The organism is Lysinibacillus sphaericus (assembly GCF_015844675.1).
GTDB lineage: Bacteria > Bacillota > Bacilli > Bacillales_A > Planococcaceae > Lysinibacillus > Lysinibacillus sphaericus_E.
The window spans coordinates 1-17349 of sequence record NZ_LDGC01000002.1 but is presented as its reverse complement, the minus strand read 5'-3'; the positions used below and the strand labels follow the sequence as shown (position 1 = coordinate 17349).

Genomic DNA, 17349 nt, shown 5'->3' with positions numbered 1-17349 from the left:
ACTCCAATCAACTTATTTACATAGTAGACTTATACAAAAGTCATCCACAACTTTTGGTGATGAATCATAAATTTGTTATCATTTTATAAATAGTGTTATTTCACCACAAAAAAACAGCCCTTTAGCAAGGACTGTTTCTATCTATTTTTTTAGGTTTAATAAGTATACTTTTATAGGCTAGGTAGCCAAGCCATGCTCCTAGTGTATTTAAAATTAAATCATCAATATCTGCTGAGCCAACCGTAAAAATAAACTGGATAGTTTCTACCGCTAGGCTAGAGATAAAGCCTATACAAATAACGATCCACGCTTTGCGGCACTTTTTTGATAATAGTGGTAATAAAAAGCCCATTGGGGTAAATATTAATAAATTGCCGAGTAAATTAATAATAATGATATCAACATTAAAATACTGCGCGTAATTTATATAGCGAAGAATTGTATCAAAGGGAATAAAATTTGTCGTTACTCGCCAGTTACTATAATCAAACAGCCCTAATTCGCCAAGAGAATATTCGCCATTGAATAACATAACGACTACATTCACTAGACGATCAATGACTAGTTTATAAAAAGCTATTACAGAATAGATACAAAAAAAGATCCACCCTGTTATCTTTATTGGTAAATAATATGTATCTATTAATGTACGATAAGGTAACGGTAGCTTGGCTCCACTATGTATACTATTTTTTGTCATGCCTATACCACCTACTTCCCTATATCCTCACATAATTTTAATATTCCCTGCTTTCCTAAGCAAGTGGTAATAATAAGATGGATAAAGAGTTATAACAACGCAAATTGTGTAACCTTCACGTCTGTTTGGGTTTGATTAGAAATGAAATGACAAAACAACATGCAGACCCAACCCAAAATAAAAAAGCTGCCTCAATAAACTGAGACAGCGTTATTCCAAGCCTTTATACTGGATTTACTCCATGCTTACGTTCTGAGAATAATAAGTACTTTGACATATAAAGCTCTAAGCGTGATTCAAGTGCTTTTCTTAAATCATTTGGCTCAATAACATCGTCAATGATCAGCTCTGAAGCTAGACGATAGACATCGATTTCCTCTTGATATTCTTTGCGTTTCTCTGCAATAAAGCTTGCCTGTTCCTCTTTTGGAAGTTCAGCAATTTTATTAGCATAGACTGCGTTAACTGCAGCTTCAGGCCCCATTACAGCAATTTGTGCGTTGGATAATGCAATACAGCAGTCTGGCTCAAAAGCTGGACCTGCCATTGCATACAGCCCTGCACCGTATGCCTTCCGAACAATGACCGTTAATTTAGGAACGGTTGCCTCGCTCATTGCAAAAATCATTTTCGCACCATGGCGTATAATCCCAGCTTTTTCAACCTGCGTACCAATCATAAAGCCTGGTACATCGGCAAGGAAAAGAAGTGGAATATTAAACGCATCACAAAGTGAAATGAATTTTGCAGCTTTATCAGCTGAATCGTGGAACAAAACGCCTCCCTTTACGCGCGGTTGGTTGGCGATAATTCCAACAGGTTGCCCATTAATGCGCCCTAGCCCTGTAATTAATTCTGGAGCGAATAATTTTTTCACTTCACAGAACGAATCTTCATCAATAATACGTTCAATTAGCTTATACATATCAAAAGGAACGTTTTGATTTTTCGGTATTAGCTCATCAATCGATTTTTCAAATGAAGCTGGTGGTTTTGGAGCCTCTACCTTACTACGCTCTGCATAGTTATTCGGGAAATAGCTCAAGTATTTACGAGCATAGGAAATAGCTTCCTGTTCTGATTTAGCAAGCACATCTCCGCAACCAGAAACAGAACAGTGCATTTTCGCCCCACCCATTGTTTCCAAATCTACCTTCTCGCCTATAACCATTTCCGCCATACGAGGAGATCCTAAATACATCGATGCATTGCCCTCTACCATAACGACAATATCGCAGAATGCAGGGATATAGGCACCACCTGCCGCAGAAGGGCCAAACAGTAAGCATATTTGAGGAATTTTACCTGAAAGCTTTACCTGATTATAGAAGATGCGTCCTGCTCCTCTACGACCAGGAAACATTTCTAATTGGTCAGTAATACGTGCACCTGCTGAATCGACTAGATACAGTAATGGGCAATTTAGCTTTTCAGCTGTTTCTTGAATGCGAATCATTTTTTCTACTGTACGTTTACCCCAAGAGCCAGCTTTAATCGTCGAATCGTTTGCTAAAACACAAACAGTCCGACCATGGATTTTACCGATTCCTGTGATAACGCCATCTGCTGGTAGATCCCCTGCTAAGCAGTTCGCGTACAAGCCATCTTCTGATTGAAGCCCATCATCTAACAATAATTCGAGTCGTTCACGTACAAATAGCTTTCCTTGTTGTGCATTTTTATCGTGATATTTTGGCAGGCCTCCTGCTAAAATTTGTTCCTTCATTGTTTTCGTCGTATTTTCTGTCGGTACATTGCTCATAGTTAATTCCTCCTTTTGCCCAAACGGTTACGCTTTAGCATAATTGCTTTAACACTTCGTATTTCTTCTCTCTTACGTTCCATAATTAATAAATTTATCTAGATTTCTGATTATCAGCAAAGTGTGAGGTTGATTTCCGCTCCGACTGGGCGCTTTCCTGGGGGCGTTCGATGAGCCGCTTCGCTTCGCTGTAGGGTCTCATCTGTAACGCTGATCCCCGAGGAGTCGCCCAGTCTCCACTCCAATCAACTATTCACATGACAGACGCTTTAACAAAATCTCTTCCTTAATTTCCGATGATGGACCAAAATTTATTGAAATCATTTGTATGGTTCATCACCAGCGTGGGGTTGATTTCCGCTCCTGCTGGACACTTTCCTGGAGGCGTCTGAGGAGTCGCCCACCCTCCACTCCAATCAACTTTTAGTCGTGGCATAGATTATCTTCAACTTTTGATTTAGCCATGCCTTTGCCTTTTGCTTAAATACCTCCATTTATTTCCCTACGTATTGCGGTGTTCGCTTTTCCTGGAAAGCGAGCAAGCCCTCTAATCGATCTTCTGTAGGAATCAGAGCATTATATGCAAGTGATTCGATTTTTAAACCAGTAGCTAAATCGACTTCAATACCTTGATTGATGGCGATTTTCGCCTGTACTAAAGAAAGTGGAGCATTTTTTGCCATTTCAAGTGCAAGCTGCTGTGCCTTTTCAAGTACTTCATGTCCCTCATGAACATACTCTACAATGCCGTAGCTTCTTGCTTCCTCTGCATTTAATCGACGTGCTGTATAAATTAATTCCTTCGCTTTTCCAATGCCAATTAGTCTTGGAAGTCGTTGTGTACCTCCTGCCCCCGGGATGATGCCGAGAGATGTTTCCGTAAGGCCTATCTTGGCATGGGCAGCTGCCAGGCGTAAATCACAGGCTAACGCTAGCTCGAGTCCGCCACCAAAAGCAACGCCATTTAATACGGCAATAACTGGTTGAGCGAGTGCTTCTACTTTTGCCACTGTTGCTCCGATTAATTGCACTATCTGCTTTACTTGTCGGTCTGGCATCCCTTTACGCTCTTTTAAATCTGCTCCTGCGCAAAAGGCTTTTTCCCCCGCTCCTGTTAGTAAGACGACTCGTACTGCCGGATCACCATTTATGGTGTCGAGTGTCGTGCTAAGTTCTCGGAGCAATTGTACAGACATCGCATTTGCCGCTTCCGGTCTTGAAAGGGTAATAAGTCCAATACAATTATCTAATACCTCAAAACGAACGAGTTGCGTCATATTTGACTCGCACTCCTTTCATTACGGGCAATCGCCATTTGTTTAGAGGCAACAGCCTTCCCTAGTTTCTGTTCAATAAACAGTGCAGCCTCTAGCACTTTATTCAGTTCTACACCCGTTTTAATACCCATTCCATCTAATAAATACAATAAATCTTCCGTAGCCACATTACCTGATGCTCCTTTGGCATATGGACAGCCTCCAAGTCCACCAAGCGCACTATCAAACTTCGTAATGCCTATTTCTAAAGATTTAACGATATTTGCTAGCGCTGTGCCACGTGTATCATGAAAATGCATCGCAAAATTTTCTACAGGGTATCTTTTTAATAATTCTTCTAAAAGACTTTCCACCTGTGTCGGTACGCCAACACCAATCGTGTCACCAAGAGAAATTTCATCGACGCCCATTTCCAGTAATTTTTCTGTTACTCGCAAAACTTTATCTGGTTGTATGTAACCTTCATACGGGCACCCAATCACCGTTGAGATATAGCCCCGTACGTTTTTATGTGCTGCCTTTGCCCCGTCCACAACTTCCTGTAATATCGGAAATGTTTCATCGATTGATTTATTAATATTACTTTGGTTATGGCTTTCACTTGCCGACATAAAAACGCTCACTTCGTCTACTTCAGCCTCCAATGCACGTTCTAAGCCACGCATGTTCGGTACTAGTGCTGCATACGTGATATCTTTTCGGCGTTTAATAGCTTGAAGAACCTCCACTGCATCAGCCAGCTGTGGAATCCACTTCGGATGCACAAAAGACGTTACCTCGATATAATTCAATCCAGTTTGACTAAGTAAATTTACTAGCTGTACTTTATCGGCAGTTGCAATATGCGTTTTCTCATTTTGCAAGCCGTCACGAGGACCAACTTCCTTTAACGTTACATGCTTTGGGAACTGCATACAGAAGCCTCCTTATTCGATTTCTAAAATATCGTCATCTACGTTAATGAAATCCCCTTCATTCGCAATGATTTTTGTAACTACGCCATCTTCTTCTGCTGCAATAGGAATCTCCATTTTCATCGATTCTAAAATTGCCACATCTTGTCCTGCAGTTACTTTTTCGCCCTCTGTTACAACGATTTTCCATACTGTTCCTGCCATGCTCGCTTTAACTGTTGCCATTGTAAATCCCTCCAAATGTATGAATAACGCATCCGCACTCATTGTTTAAGTGCGAATGCTTTTATCAATTTCGCCTTGGCGTAATAGCGTCCGGATTTTGAATTGTGCACACACAATTCATTCCGTGACATCCGCCGGAGGCCATTATCTTCATTTAGCAGGAATCTGCTGAATGAAGATAAATGTTCTTACTTCGTCTCTGCTAATTGAGGTAAATAATATTCATCCACAAATTTAGTTGTTGTATAGCCCTTTAAAAATTGTTCATGTGTCACTGTTTTCAACAGCATCGGAATATTTGTTTGAATTCCTTCTACTTTATACGCTTTAAGTGCCTCAATAAGTCTCTCACACGCAATTGCTCGTGTTTCTCCCCACACGACTAATTTGCTAATCATTGGGTCGTAAAAAGGTGTTACCGCAGTGCCGGCCTCTACGCCGCATTCATGGCGAATGCCTTCACCTGCAGGCAATTCGAATGCCGTAATGGTGCCTGGAGAAGGGAAAAAGGTTGACGGATTTTCGGCGTAAATACGTACTTCAATCGCATGGCCTTTTCTTTGGATACTATCGCGAGTAAATGCTAGCGGTTGTTTTGCCGCAATTTTTAATTGCTCCTCTACAAGATCCAGCTTTGTAATTTCCTCCGTCACTGGATGTTCCACTTGTAGGCGCGTATTCATCTCTAAAAAATAAAAGTTTTGCTCCGCGTCTACTAAATACTCAATCGTTCCAGCATTGACATAGCCAATATGCTGAACTGCCTTAACTGATGCATCTAGCATTTTTTTTCTTGTTTCCTCAGAAATGAATGGAGATGGTGCTTCCTCCACTACTTTTTGATTTCTACGTTGGATCGAGCACTCACGTTCAAATAGTGGAACGACATTGCCCTCATGGTCAGCCATAATTTGTACCTCGACGTGATGAGGATTCGCAATAAAACGTTCCATATACATCGTGCCATCACCAAAGAATGACTGTGCACGCTTTTGATTCCCCTCAAAAGCTTTTGCTAGTTCCTCGGCATTTTCAACGAGCTGCATACCGATCCCCCCACCGCCAGCAGAGGCTTTTAACATAATCGGATAACCTAGATAGGAAGCAATTTCAATTGCTTCTGCGACATCTTTCACCGGTGTCTCTACACCTTCAACAATTGGTACACCTGCAGCTTTCATTGTTTTCCGAGCTTCTAATTTACTACCCATCGAAGCAATAACATCCGCGCTTGGCCCAATAAAAACGAGGCCCGCTTCTGTACAACGTTTAGCAAACTCAGCGTTTTCTGATAATAAGCCATAGCCAGGATGAATTGCATCCGCACCGCTTTCTTTTGCTACTTCAAGAATACGATCCATATTTAAATAGCTTTGAGCAACAGGTGGCTTTCCAAGGCAGAACGCCTCATCAGCATCTTTCACATGTAAGCTTTCAGCGTCTGCCTCAGAATACACTGCAACTGTTTGAACATTTAGTCGTTTGCATGTTCTTATAACACGTCTAGCTATCTCTCCACGATTGGCAATTAACACCTTCTTGAACATAAGACTGACCCCCTTCTTACTTCACTGTAGGAATAAAATTTTCTCGTAATTTAAACTTTTGTACTTTTCCAGATGCAGTCATCGGATAGTCCTCGATAAAGAAAATATGTCGTGGTATTTTATGTCTAGAGATTTTATCCCGACAATAATCTCGAATCTCTTCCTCTGTTGCCTGCTCTCCTTCTCGCAAAATAATCCACGCTGCCGCTTCCTCTCCATAAACAGGATCAGGAACGCCCGCAACCTGTACATCCGCAATTTTTGGGTGTGTATAAAGGAATTCTTCAATTTCTCGAGGAGATATATTTTCACCGCCACGAATAATCATATCTTTTAAACGCCCTGTTACACGTACATAGCCCGCCTCATCCATCGTTGCCAAATCCCCAGTATGCAGCCAGTCATCCTCATCTATTGCAAGAAGCGTTTCTTCTTGGTTATTATAGTAACCTTTCATGACATGGTAGCCTCGCGTACATAGTTCCCCTTGCTCATTCGGCGCAGCTTCTTCGTTCGTACCAGGAATGACAATTTTAACTTCTAGATTTGGCAATGCGCGGCCAACTGTTTCAACCTTTAACAGTAGCGGGTCATCAGCTCTCGTTTGTGTTATAACAGGTGAGGCTTCTGTTTGCCCGTAACAAATCGTAATATCCTTCATGCCCATTTTGTCGATAACAGCTTTCATAACCTCGATTGGACAGTTAGAGCCAGCCATTACTCCAGTACGCAACGTCGATAGATCAAAAGACGCAAAATTCGGTAAATTAAGCTCACTAATGAACATCGTTGGTACGCCATGTAACGCGGTACACTTTTCTTTTTCAACCGTTTGTAACACCTCAGTAGGCGAAAATTCTTGTACTGGTACCATCGTCCCACCACTTGTAGTAATCGCTAATGTTCCAATTACACAGCCAAAGCAATGGAAGAATGGGACAGGGATGCACAAGCGATCTTCGTAAGTTAAACGCATACATTCTGCAATATTAACCGCATTATTAACTAAGTTATAATGCGTTAACATAACACCTTTCGGAAAACCTGTTGTTCCTGAAGTATATTGAATATTAATAACATCATCATAATGAAGTGTTTGCTGTCTTTGATCTAATTGCTCCTCTGTTATTTGCTCTGCAGCAGATAACACATCCGACCAGTTTAGCACTCCAGGGTATTTCGTCTCGCCAATTAAAATAACATTTTTCAATAAAGGTAGTCGCTTTGATTGCAAATTACCTGGTTCACAATGTTCAAGCTCTGGACATAACTCTTGCAGTGTATTTATAAAAGAATGGTCTCGATAATTTTCAATTAAAATAATTGTTTTTGCATCGGATTGCTTCAATAAATATTCCAACTCGCTTGAACGATAATTAGTGTTTACAGTGACGATTGGGGCTCCCATTTTACCTGTACCAAATTGCAGCTGCACCCATTCTGGAACATTAGTCGTCCATACTGCAATATGCTCACCCTTCTCTATTCCAAGAGCCATCAACCCTCTAGCGACTAAACGACTTTGCCGATTGAGCTCCTCATAGGTCATACGTAAATCCCTATCTGCATACACTAATGCTTCGCGTTGTGGATATTGTTTAGATTGTTCATCTAGCAATTGACCAATAGTTTGATACACAAGTTCTGCCATGAAAATCCCCCTAGTTAAGATGATTAGCAACCAATTAGACGAGAAATAACGAGACGTTGAATTTCAGACGTTCCCTCACCGATTTCCATTAACTTAATGTCACGTAAATGACGCTCTACGTCGTATTCTTTCATATACCCTGAACCACCGTGAATTTGAATTGCTTGATTACAAGTGCGGAAGCCCATTTCAGAGGCAAATAATTTTGCCATTGCCGCTTCCTTCCCGAATGGTTTCTTTTGATCTTTAAGCCATGCCGCCTTATGTACTAACGTACGTGCAAGCTCTATCTCCATTGCCATATCGGCTAATTTAAATTGTATTGCCTGAAGTTTTGATATAGGTGCACCAAATTGTTCACGTTCTTTAGCGTATTTTAATGCTTTTTCATAAGCTGCCTGTGCAATTCCTACTGATAATGCAGCAATGGAAATACGCCCACCGTCTAACGTATTTAAAAATTGGCTAAATCCACGTTTTTCATCCCCTAAAAGATTAGCCCTTGGTACACGAACATTTTGCAAAATAATCTCACACGTATTGGAGCCACGTACGCCCATTTTGTCGTAATTGCAGTTGATCGTTACGCCAGGAGTGTTAGTCGGTACAATGATAGATGAGATAATTTTTTTACCATCTTCACGTTTACCTGTCACTGCTGTCACAATAATTTGGCGTGCAAAGCCAGCGTTTGTGATCCAGCATTTTTCACCGTTAATGATGTAATCATCACCATCAATTACTGCAGTTGTAAGTGTCCCACCCGCATCTGAACCTGCATTCGGCTCAGTTAAACCAAACGAACCTAATGTTTCTCCCTTCGCTAACGGAACAAGCCATTCTTGCTTTTGCTCCTCTGTGCCGAAATTGTAAATAGGCGAAGCACCTAAGCTAACTGCGGCAGCATAGCTTAATCCTGTGCCGCCACACGCACGGCCGATTTCTTCAACAGCAAGTGCATAGGAAACAGTATCTCCGCCTGAACCGCCGTACTCTTCAGGAAACGGGATCCCTAATAAACCTAGCTCTGCCATCTTTTTAAAGCTCTCTATTCTCATCGTCGATGTCTCGTCAACCTCACGAGCATACGGTTTAATTTCTTTTTCAGCAAAGTCACGCACCATATCTCGAATCATCTCTTGCTCTTTCGTTAGTTCAAAGTTCATCCCCAGTCCCCCTAATATTTAATTTGCCATAGCAGATTTCGTTCAGATGACAGCTGCAACAAATAAATAAATACCGACTAGTCGGTTTGTATTAAATATTAATCAATTTCGCCTTGGCGTAATTGCGTCCAGATTTTGAATTGTGCCAACACAATTCATTCCTTTCAAAATTTGTGACATCCGCCGGAGGCTTATCTTCATTCAGTAGGTGTCTCGATATCCACTGAAAAAAGGATCTACATCTTCATTCTTCTTCCCACCTTTTGAGGTGAGAGTCTTCTACTGAATGAAGATAAAACCAGTCTCTACTCATGGCTTCCCCTTGACCATAAATTGAACTGCTTCATCCATTGCTTGTTCAGTGACAATCGCACGCAATACCATATCCGTAAATACTTCTGTAATTTCCTCCATTGTTAGTGGACCTGATTGTTTAAACCATTTGTATGTCCAGTTAATCATCCCAACAATAGCCATCGTTACAATAGTACAAGGTAGTTCTGTACGAAAATCCTTTGTTTGCTGGCCTTCCTCTATGACTTTTTGTAAAATATCCCGATATTGATCTCGTTTTTTATGAATAATTTCACTATATTCCTCTGGCAATGAACGGCTTTCCTCGTAAAAAACCGTAATATGTGCTTGATACATATCAAACACTTGTGTCAGTGTTTGCAGCATTGCACATAAACGTGTAATCGGTGTATCGTATTTGTCATATGCCTCCTGTGACTGTTTAATCACATAAGAAATAAATACATCGTGAATTTCATACAACAGTTCATCTTTCGATTTAAAATTATGATAAAATCCACCCTTTGATGCACCAATGTATTCAACAATGCGATCAACAGTGACATTGTGATAGCCATCTTGCTGGAATAGCACTACAGAAGCGTCAACAATGCGTTGTTTTAATGTTTTTTTTACCATAGGCATCTATCATCCTTCTTATAACTCTTTACTCAATCACTCTTTATAATTTAGAAAAGATTTTAGGTCATCGCCATAATATATGGTTGATTTCCGTTCCGACTGAGCGCTTTCCTAAGGGCGTTCAGTCTCAATGACATACGTTTTAATATTATGCAATGCCACCCTATAATACTGATGACAACCCCTTAATTTTCCTAATTATTAAAAAACTATGACATCATTAATATAGCATTCTCAAAAATTAGTGTCTAGCACCAAGATAGATTTTATTTAAAATTACGAGAATTTATTTTACATAAAGCAGAATTTCACAAATCATCATACATAAACAAAACATACAATTTACTGTATGCTTTCCATCTAGTTTTTATTACTAAAATCTCAAAAAAATTCCCTAGTGCTGTACAATAACACTAGAGAATCTACAAAACATAGTTATGAAGCTTTTGGTATTCTACGTAACCACGAGATGATGATTGCAATAATTAATGCAAAGCCTAAATAGCCCATTGTTGAATAAACCTTTCCAACTAGAGTCGTGAATCCTACTAAACTCGCAACGAAGCCTATTAAACCAATTACCACAATTCCTATTTTAAAATATTTATGGTCAGGCGCTATAAAACGTACTGTAAATGCGTAAAGCATTCCTACTGCCGTATTGTACATCATGCCTAATAAAGCAATAGACATTAAGATCCCCACTACAGGATGAATTTGTTTGGCTAGCTCTAATGTTGGCATTGCGGTCCCACCAACTACATCCATTTTAACGAATAAAGCAATATTAATAAGTATGATTAAAATACCAAGCATAATACCACCAAGAAAACCGCCTAAACCAGCAACCTTGCGCTCTTTAACCGTTCCCCCCATAACAATTAGCATCGCTGTACCAGCAGCTATGTTATACGATACATAGAGGAGTGCCCCTACTAGCCAATTGGAAGCCGCAGATGATTGCTCTTTCGCTAGCACATTCTGTTCTGCAATTGTTAAGTCCATTGTGAAAATAGAGTAAATTAATATGATAAAAACGATCCCCATTAAATACGGCGTCACTAAAGCTATTATATTAATAATATTTTTCACATTTAATAGCAGCGTTAAAATCGTAATGATTACCATGAAAATGCTGCCGATCATCGGGTTCATACCAAACATTTGCTCAAACGTTGACCCTGATCCCGCAAACATAACAACCGCTACACCAAATAAGAAGAACGTTATGACTATATCTAATAGTACGCCAACATAGCGCCCACCGATTTGATAGATTACTTCTTTATGAGATGTCGTTTGTGAATCTGCCCCTAATTGCGCTAGACTCATCCCTAAAAACGCAAAAGCGATTGTTGCGACTATTCCTCCTGCTATACCGTAAAGACCAAAACTCGTAAAGTATTGCATAATTTCTTGTCCTGATGCGAAGCCAGCACCAACGATTAAACCTACAAATGCGCCACCTATCTGCCAACTTTTTTTCATAGAACACCTGCTTATCTAATCAATTATTTTCATAAGCTTCCTAATCCTTTTTGTATTACTCACGTCACTTTATTTATATGTTTTCTGCGCAACTGTGAATAAATTGATCGTCTCCCTATTCACTTCATAACCGATCCCTGCTTTTTGGGGAACTTCAATATAACCGTCCTTCACTACAACTTCAGGTTCTATGATATCTTTTTCCCAATAACGGCTTGAGCCTGCAGTATCTCCAGGTAAAATAAAATTCGATAATGTAGTTAACGCCACATTATGTGCACGACCAATACCCGACTCCAGCATGCCGCCACACCAAACCGGAATGTCATTCGCCTCACAATAATCATGTATTTTCTTAGCTTCAGTTAAGCCACCGACACGTCCAATTTTAATGTTAATAATTTTAGTACTGCCCAACTCAACAGCTTTACGTGCATCCTCTAATGAATGGATACTTTCATCCAAGCAGATAGGCGTATCGATTAATTTTTGTAATGCTGCGTGGTCAATAATGTCATCTGACGCCAATGGCTGCTCAATCATCGTTAAATTAAATGCATCTAGCTGTTTGAGCGTTTCAGCATCTGCGAGACGATAAGCTGAGTTCGCATCCGCCATAAACGCCACATCAGGGAACGCTTCATGTAATGTTCTCATTACTTCTACATCCCAACCCGGTTTGATTTTGATTTTCATTCGTTTATAGCCTTCTTTAACAAAGCCATCTACTAACGCTACTAAGTCCTCGATTGATTTTTGAATACCGATACTGATTCCTACTTCAATATTGTCCTTTTTGCCACCAAGTGCAGCCGCGAGAGATTGATTCGTCTGTTGAGCGTAAATATCCCAAATAGCACCTTCTATCGTTGATTTCGCCATATTATTTTTACGAATCGGTTTAAATAGCTCATTGACCTCATCTGGATGCTGAAGCTCTTTATTTAAAATAAGAGGAATTAAAAAATCTTCTAGCATGTGCCAGTTCGTTTGTAATGTTTCCTCATTGTACCAAGGAGAATGGAAGGCAACAGATTCTCCCCAACCGATTGTTCCTGATTCATCTTTAGCCTCTAAAACTAAAAAATCCTTATCATCAAATGTGCCAAAGCTTGTTGTAAATGGCTCTTTTAATTTCATCTTTAAATGTCTAATGGTAAATTCCGTTATTTTCATATTGCTTTGCCCCTTCCAGTCCTAAAGTTTCTAATTTAACAAGAACATACTCGTTGTAATTTTCTTGCTGTTGCAATTGAACAGCTGCATAACCCTGTGCAAATAATTGTTGTAATAAGCGTCTCGTTTTGAAGCGCCAGTCCAATGCTAAAATCGGGTCTTGCAACTTCAATGCTTGAAAATCCTTTGGTACAGGCAGCGTATATAAATCGCTGTTATATTTTAAATTTTCAGTTATTTTCAAGCGTAAGAATCCTTGTTCATTTTGTACACAGCTAGCCACTGGTATGGCATTCTTTGCATCTATTGAAACGCTTTTATTGACGTAATCAGAGGCTATATACCAGCTCACCTCAAAACGATCGGAAGGTAACCCCTTATTTAAACCATCCAGCATTTCTCCATAGCAATTTTCTATATACGTATAACAAATACCATTTAATTTGGAGAGATTAAGATAACCATTACGTGTTTCCAGCGGATCAAAGGTCCATACCATTAAATCATAGCCCCGCTCTATAGCAATGGCTTGCTGGGCATATTTTAATTTTTCACCTATTCCTTGAGAGCGGTAATTTTCGTCTATCCCCAACATATGGGAACATAAATAACTTTTGCCCTCTCGAAACCCTGAAAAGCCATAGCTAAAGCCAACTAATCGGTCACCATCATAGGCACCTACAACGATTCCACCGTTTTTCACAGCGGTTAACGTTTGATGAATGGGAATAGAAGGCATCCCCCAAATGTTATATTCCAATTGCTGAACTTGTTCCAGCTGTTCGATTGTCTTTATTTCCCTTATGTCAATCATCCTATCACTTCTTTCTATATATCTTTATCCTATATGAACGGCTCGTTCTATAAAGCTCGTAAAATCGCTCTCGTAATAATGTTCACTCCTGTAATAAGCCGCTCTCGATTAAAGGTCATTTTCGGATGATGCAAGCCTGGTGTTACACCACAACCTAAGCCAAGCATTGTTGCTTTAAGGTTCGGACGCTCATACGTATAAAAATGAAAATCCTCTCCTCCAGGGGTAACGACTGGTGGAGCACATGCGCTTTCCCCAACTACGTCAACAATAGCGGAATTCATATGCTGTAAGGCCTCATCATTCACTAATGCTGCAACGATATGTGCATCTACAGTTAAAGAAATTTTGGCGCCATACATCGCTTCAACCGATGCTTTTACACGTTCAACACCATCCGTGAGAGCCTCCATTACTTCATTTGTTTGTGCCCGTGCATCAATGCTAAATGTTGCTTTCCCAGGAATAATATTTGTAGAGGTTCCTCCTGCATTAAATTGCGTCATTTTGACTGACGAAGAGACATTAGGGTCTGTCCAGATTTTTTGTAAACCTTCAATAATTGCGGACCCTACCTCAATGGCATTAATGCCAAGTTCAGGGCGTGCACCATGAGCCTCTTCTCCAATAATAGTCCCCGTGAAAAGCTTTGCCGCACCGTGGTACAAGGCCGGGGCGTACGTTCCGTCCCGTAATTCTTTCAACGGACGAACATGGACACCAAATAAGTATTCTAGAGGATCAATAAGCCCCTTATCAACGATTGCTCGAGCACCCTGTGCTTTTTCTTCAGCAGGTTGAAAAAGAATACGTACTGCACCGGGAAGCAAATGCTCCATATCCTTCAACGCTAATGCTGTCCCAATAGCCATCGTCATATGACCATCATGACCACAAGAATGATTCGCCTTAAATTCACCATCTACTTCCTGCCAAAGTGCATCGATATCCGTACGAAATCCGACCCTCGGTGTTCCTTTCCCAATATCTACATACAGTCCGGTCATATCTTCGAATAACTGAGGCTCCATCTGTGCCTCCTTCAATAAATTGGCGATGTATTGCGTTGTCTGCTTTTCCTGCCAGCTAATTTCCGGATGCTCATGTAAATGTGTAAAAATCTCCGCCAATCTCGGCTGCAAGTTCTGTAATACTTGATTCATATCATTCAACTCCATCGATTTGCTAAAAAGCTATTTTGGAAATCATCATATTTTACGCGTTGATTTTCATAATAGTCGTGATCCTGTGCAGTCATACCCGCACTTAATGTATTTAAAAATGAAATCAGTGCTGGCATTGCATCAATCGTAGACATTTCTTGTTGTTCATTTATAAAAGTAATCGTCGCATATTGTGTAATAGGTGCAATTTTAGAATCTGTAATGCCAATGATCTCACAATTTTTTTCTTGAATTTCAGCTGCAAATTGAATTGGCTCTTTAAAATAGCGATGGAACGATAAAATAATGACCACACTATCCTCATCAATTTCTTGTAAAGCTCTTATAATTTCGCTAGTATCAAAATCTAAAATCACGACGTTAGGACGTAGCATATTTAACGTAAAATACAACCATTGTGCCGCTAAATGAGACGAACCATTCCCAACAATATAAATTTTTTTCTTCGTATGCAGCAAGATGGAAGCACGATTAAAATCTTCTTCGTTAATGTTCTTTGCAACGTTTAAAATGCTAGATGCATCCTTTTCCATCATTTTTTCATAAAACTGCGGCGTTTCAAAAAGTGCCTGCTTTGATTGTAAATAATTTTGCAAGCTACTAGTATTTCCTTCATTGAATAAATGCATCGTTATCTCACGTTGCAACTCAGCATAACCTGATAATCCTATAGCGTAGCAAAAGCGGATAACTGTCGTTTCACTTACCCCTGCCCGCTCCCCCACATATGCAGCTGAATGAATACCTGCAGTCTGCATATTTTTGAGAATAAAGACAGCTACCTTCTGCTGACTCTTTGAAAGCTCCTTGTATTTATGTTGAATGACTTGTTGAATTGTTTGATTATCTATCAAAGAAGTACATCCTTTTTTATTATATTTTTGAAGTTTCAACTTCATTCTGCATGTTACATAGCCTAGCATAGTTTTTTTCGCAATTCAATATATTTTCTGAAATTTCTGTTTATATATTCAATCTTTTCTTTTCCATCTCCATTTTTCTTTAATAAGAATGATTACTCTGCAACATTAAAGCTCGGGCACACTTGTATTTTGATTTCAAACAAAGGAAAATAGTGTTAATATTGAAGTAAAATATCGCCAACAGTTTGAATAGCAAAAGAGCAGGACTGCTATTATGGCTTTTATGAGGAGGCATAAATTATGAAATACATTAAAGGCTTATATGCATCCCTTGCACTAATGATGTTTGTTGTTTTGGTTAGCACAACAATATTTGATGATGAATATTCAGATATTGCTATGTTCGTTTGTTTAGGCATATTTATATTGGGGACAGCATTTTTTATAAATACTAAACAATTAAAAAAATAGGATTCGTCAAGTCGGATGCTAAACTAACAGGAATTTTCCTTCAAGATGAGATTCACAGATCCTAAATGAAGGGAGTGGATGTTTTGAATAAATATCTTAAAATCACACTTAGCATTTTAGGTGTCATATTATTAGGAATTGGAATACTAGTAGTTACCTTTATATTAGAAATGAAACCTGATAAAGAGAAAGAAGAAAAAGCAAGAATTCAAGCTGAACAATATTTAGAAGATCATTTTAATGATAACTTCGAGATATATGACACTCTGTATGATAATATGGGGAACTTTGAATTTGAATATGCTGCTAAGGCCATGGATAAGAAAACGAATACAGCGTTTTTAGTTTATTATGATGATGAAACAAAGCAAATGGTGGACACTTATATTGCGGATAAATGGGCAAATGACTTAAAAAGTGAAATGCGTCCTTTTGTTACAAAGAATTTAGGGGAAACAACTGATTTCTTCGTTTCCTTTACCAATGATAACATCGGGCAAGAATTAGGTATCGACCCTCTTAACCCTAAAAGTTATAAAGAGTTTGATGTTGCACCGATTATTCGTATTACTGTTACGCGTAAAAAGAGTGAAGATGATGAAAGAATCCTAAATGAATTCATAGCTTTTCTAAAAAGTGAAGATAAATTACAACACGGCTCAATTGCTATGAGTTATATCGATGAAAAAGGTGTCATCTTAGATGATGAATGGAAAAAAGATTTTTAGTTACTTTTACTAAATAGCAAAACAAAAGGCAGATTTACCTGAACGGATATGAGTTTGGAAACCAGCTGTTACTTGAATTTCAACTTCATTTGTTGGTAACTTACGTACAATTTCATTAAACATACGAGCTTGTACAACAATTGATCCTGTTTCTGAGAGCAACAATCTATTAAACAGCCTTCTAAAAAATTGCAAATAAAAAAAGCCGAGGCATAAATCCTCGACTTTTTTAAGGTGCCTAGCGACGTCCTACTCTCACAGGGGGAAGCCCCCAACTACCATCGGCGCTAAAGAGCTTAACTTCCGTGTTCGGTATGGGAACGGGTGTGACCTCTTTGCCATCATCACTAGACATATGAAAGAATTAATTATTCTTTCAAAACTGGATAAACGGTGCATTGAATGTTTCAAACATTTTGGTTAAGTCCTCGATCGATTAGTATTCGT

At 39.3% G+C, this 17349-nt stretch carries 16 protein-coding genes, 1 rRNA gene and 1 pseudogene; 2 read left to right on the top strand and 16 right to left on the bottom strand.

Translation table 11 applies throughout. The features are described from left to right. Positions 1-121 precede the first annotated feature (121 nt). The 14 genes from ABE34_RS00090 to ABE34_RS00025 all read right to left on the bottom strand — a co-directional run bounded on the left by ABE34_RS00090 (position 122) and on the right by ABE34_RS00025 (position 15694). A complete protein-coding gene (locus tag ABE34_RS00090) occupies positions 122-700 on the bottom strand; it encodes a VanZ family protein (RefSeq protein WP_197139541.1) in 579 nt (192 codons plus the stop codon). A 223-nt stretch (positions 701-923) separates the two neighbouring features. Beyond that, positions 924-2462 carry an acyl-CoA carboxylase subunit beta gene (locus tag ABE34_RS00085; protein WP_197139540.1) on the bottom strand — a complete coding sequence of 513 codons (1539 nt, stop codon included), beginning with the start codon at positions 2460-2462 and terminating at the stop codon, positions 924-926. Between the two features lie 494 nt (positions 2463-2956). Beyond that, positions 2957-3739 (bottom strand): enoyl-CoA hydratase, encoded by a 783-nt coding sequence (locus ABE34_RS00080; RefSeq protein WP_197139539.1) that lies wholly within the window; start codon positions 3737-3739, stop codon positions 2957-2959. Then, entirely contained in the window at positions 3736-4653 is a 918-nt protein-coding gene (locus ABE34_RS00075) for a hydroxymethylglutaryl-CoA lyase (protein WP_197139538.1), read from the bottom strand. Before ABE34_RS00075 ends, ABE34_RS00080 begins: the two co-directional genes overlap by 4 nt. Before the next feature lie 12 nt (positions 4654-4665). Next, positions 4666-4878 carry an acetyl-CoA carboxylase biotin carboxyl carrier protein subunit gene (locus tag ABE34_RS00070; RefSeq protein ID WP_004225532.1) on the bottom strand — a complete coding sequence of 71 codons (213 nt, stop codon included), beginning with the start codon at positions 4876-4878 and terminating at the stop codon, positions 4666-4668. Between the two features lie 188 nt (positions 4879-5066). Then, positions 5067-6425 (bottom strand): acetyl-CoA carboxylase biotin carboxylase subunit, encoded by a 1359-nt coding sequence (locus ABE34_RS00065; protein ID WP_197139536.1) that lies wholly within the window; start codon positions 6423-6425, stop codon positions 5067-5069. 16 nt (positions 6426-6441) lie between these two features. Continuing rightward, complete coding sequence (locus ABE34_RS00060) at positions 6442-8076, bottom strand: AMP-binding protein (RefSeq protein WP_197139534.1); 1635 nt, start codon at positions 8074-8076, stop codon at positions 6442-6444. 23 nt (positions 8077-8099) lie between these two features. Then, on the bottom strand, positions 8100-9242 hold the full coding sequence (locus tag ABE34_RS00055) for an acyl-CoA dehydrogenase (protein WP_079559297.1): 1143 nt from the start codon (positions 9240-9242) through the stop codon (positions 8100-8102). 309 nt (positions 9243-9551) lie between these two features. Continuing rightward, positions 9552-10175: a TetR/AcrR family transcriptional regulator gene (locus ABE34_RS00050; protein WP_197139932.1), complete on the bottom strand. Its 624-nt coding sequence runs from the start codon at positions 10173-10175 to the stop codon at positions 9552-9554. A gap of 438 nt (positions 10176-10613) precedes the next feature. Then, positions 10614-11666, bottom strand: coding sequence for a YkvI family membrane protein (locus tag ABE34_RS00045; protein ID WP_197139532.1), 1053 nt, complete (start codon positions 11664-11666; stop codon positions 10614-10616). 69 nt (positions 11667-11735) lie between these two features. Continuing rightward, positions 11736-12842 (bottom strand): o-succinylbenzoate synthase, encoded by a 1107-nt coding sequence (gene menC / locus ABE34_RS00040; RefSeq protein WP_197139530.1) that lies wholly within the window; start codon positions 12840-12842, stop codon positions 11736-11738. Further along, positions 12817-13656 (bottom strand): GNAT family N-acetyltransferase, encoded by an 840-nt coding sequence (locus tag ABE34_RS00035; protein WP_197139529.1) that lies wholly within the window; start codon positions 13654-13656, stop codon positions 12817-12819. The genes menC and ABE34_RS00035 overlap by 26 nt, the downstream gene beginning before the upstream one ends. A 47-nt stretch (positions 13657-13703) precedes the next feature. Further along, positions 13704-14819, bottom strand: coding sequence for a M20 peptidase aminoacylase family protein (locus ABE34_RS00030; RefSeq protein ID WP_197139528.1), 1116 nt, complete (start codon positions 14817-14819; stop codon positions 13704-13706). Positions 14820-14824: 5 nt separating this feature from the next. Beyond that, the gene (locus tag ABE34_RS00025; protein ID WP_241747120.1) at positions 14825-15694 is read right to left on the bottom strand and encodes a MurR/RpiR family transcriptional regulator; all 870 of its coding nucleotides are present in this window, start codon (positions 15692-15694) and stop codon (positions 14825-14827) included. Between the two features lie 309 nt (positions 15695-16003). On the opposite strand from ABE34_RS00025, the gene ABE34_RS00020 reads away from it, so the two are divergent. Together ABE34_RS00020 and ABE34_RS00015 are read left to right on the top strand one after the other, a co-directional pair. After that, entirely contained in the window at positions 16004-16174 is a 171-nt protein-coding gene (locus ABE34_RS00020) for a hypothetical protein (protein WP_197139527.1), read from the top strand. A gap of 74 nt (positions 16175-16248) precedes the next feature. Next, complete coding sequence (locus ABE34_RS00015; RefSeq protein WP_346655497.1) at positions 16249-16902, top strand: hypothetical protein; 654 nt, start codon at positions 16249-16251, stop codon at positions 16900-16902. A 24-nt stretch (positions 16903-16926) separates the two neighbouring features. Here ABE34_RS00015 and ABE34_RS00010 read toward each other — a convergent pair. After that, positions 16927-17061 (bottom strand): annotated as a pseudogene (locus ABE34_RS00010) (DNA polymerase III subunit beta); the annotation flags it as partial. A gap of 77 nt (positions 17062-17138) precedes the next feature. Next, positions 17139-17254, bottom strand: a 5S ribosomal RNA gene (rrf, locus tag ABE34_RS00005). Positions 17255-17349 lie beyond the last annotated feature (95 nt).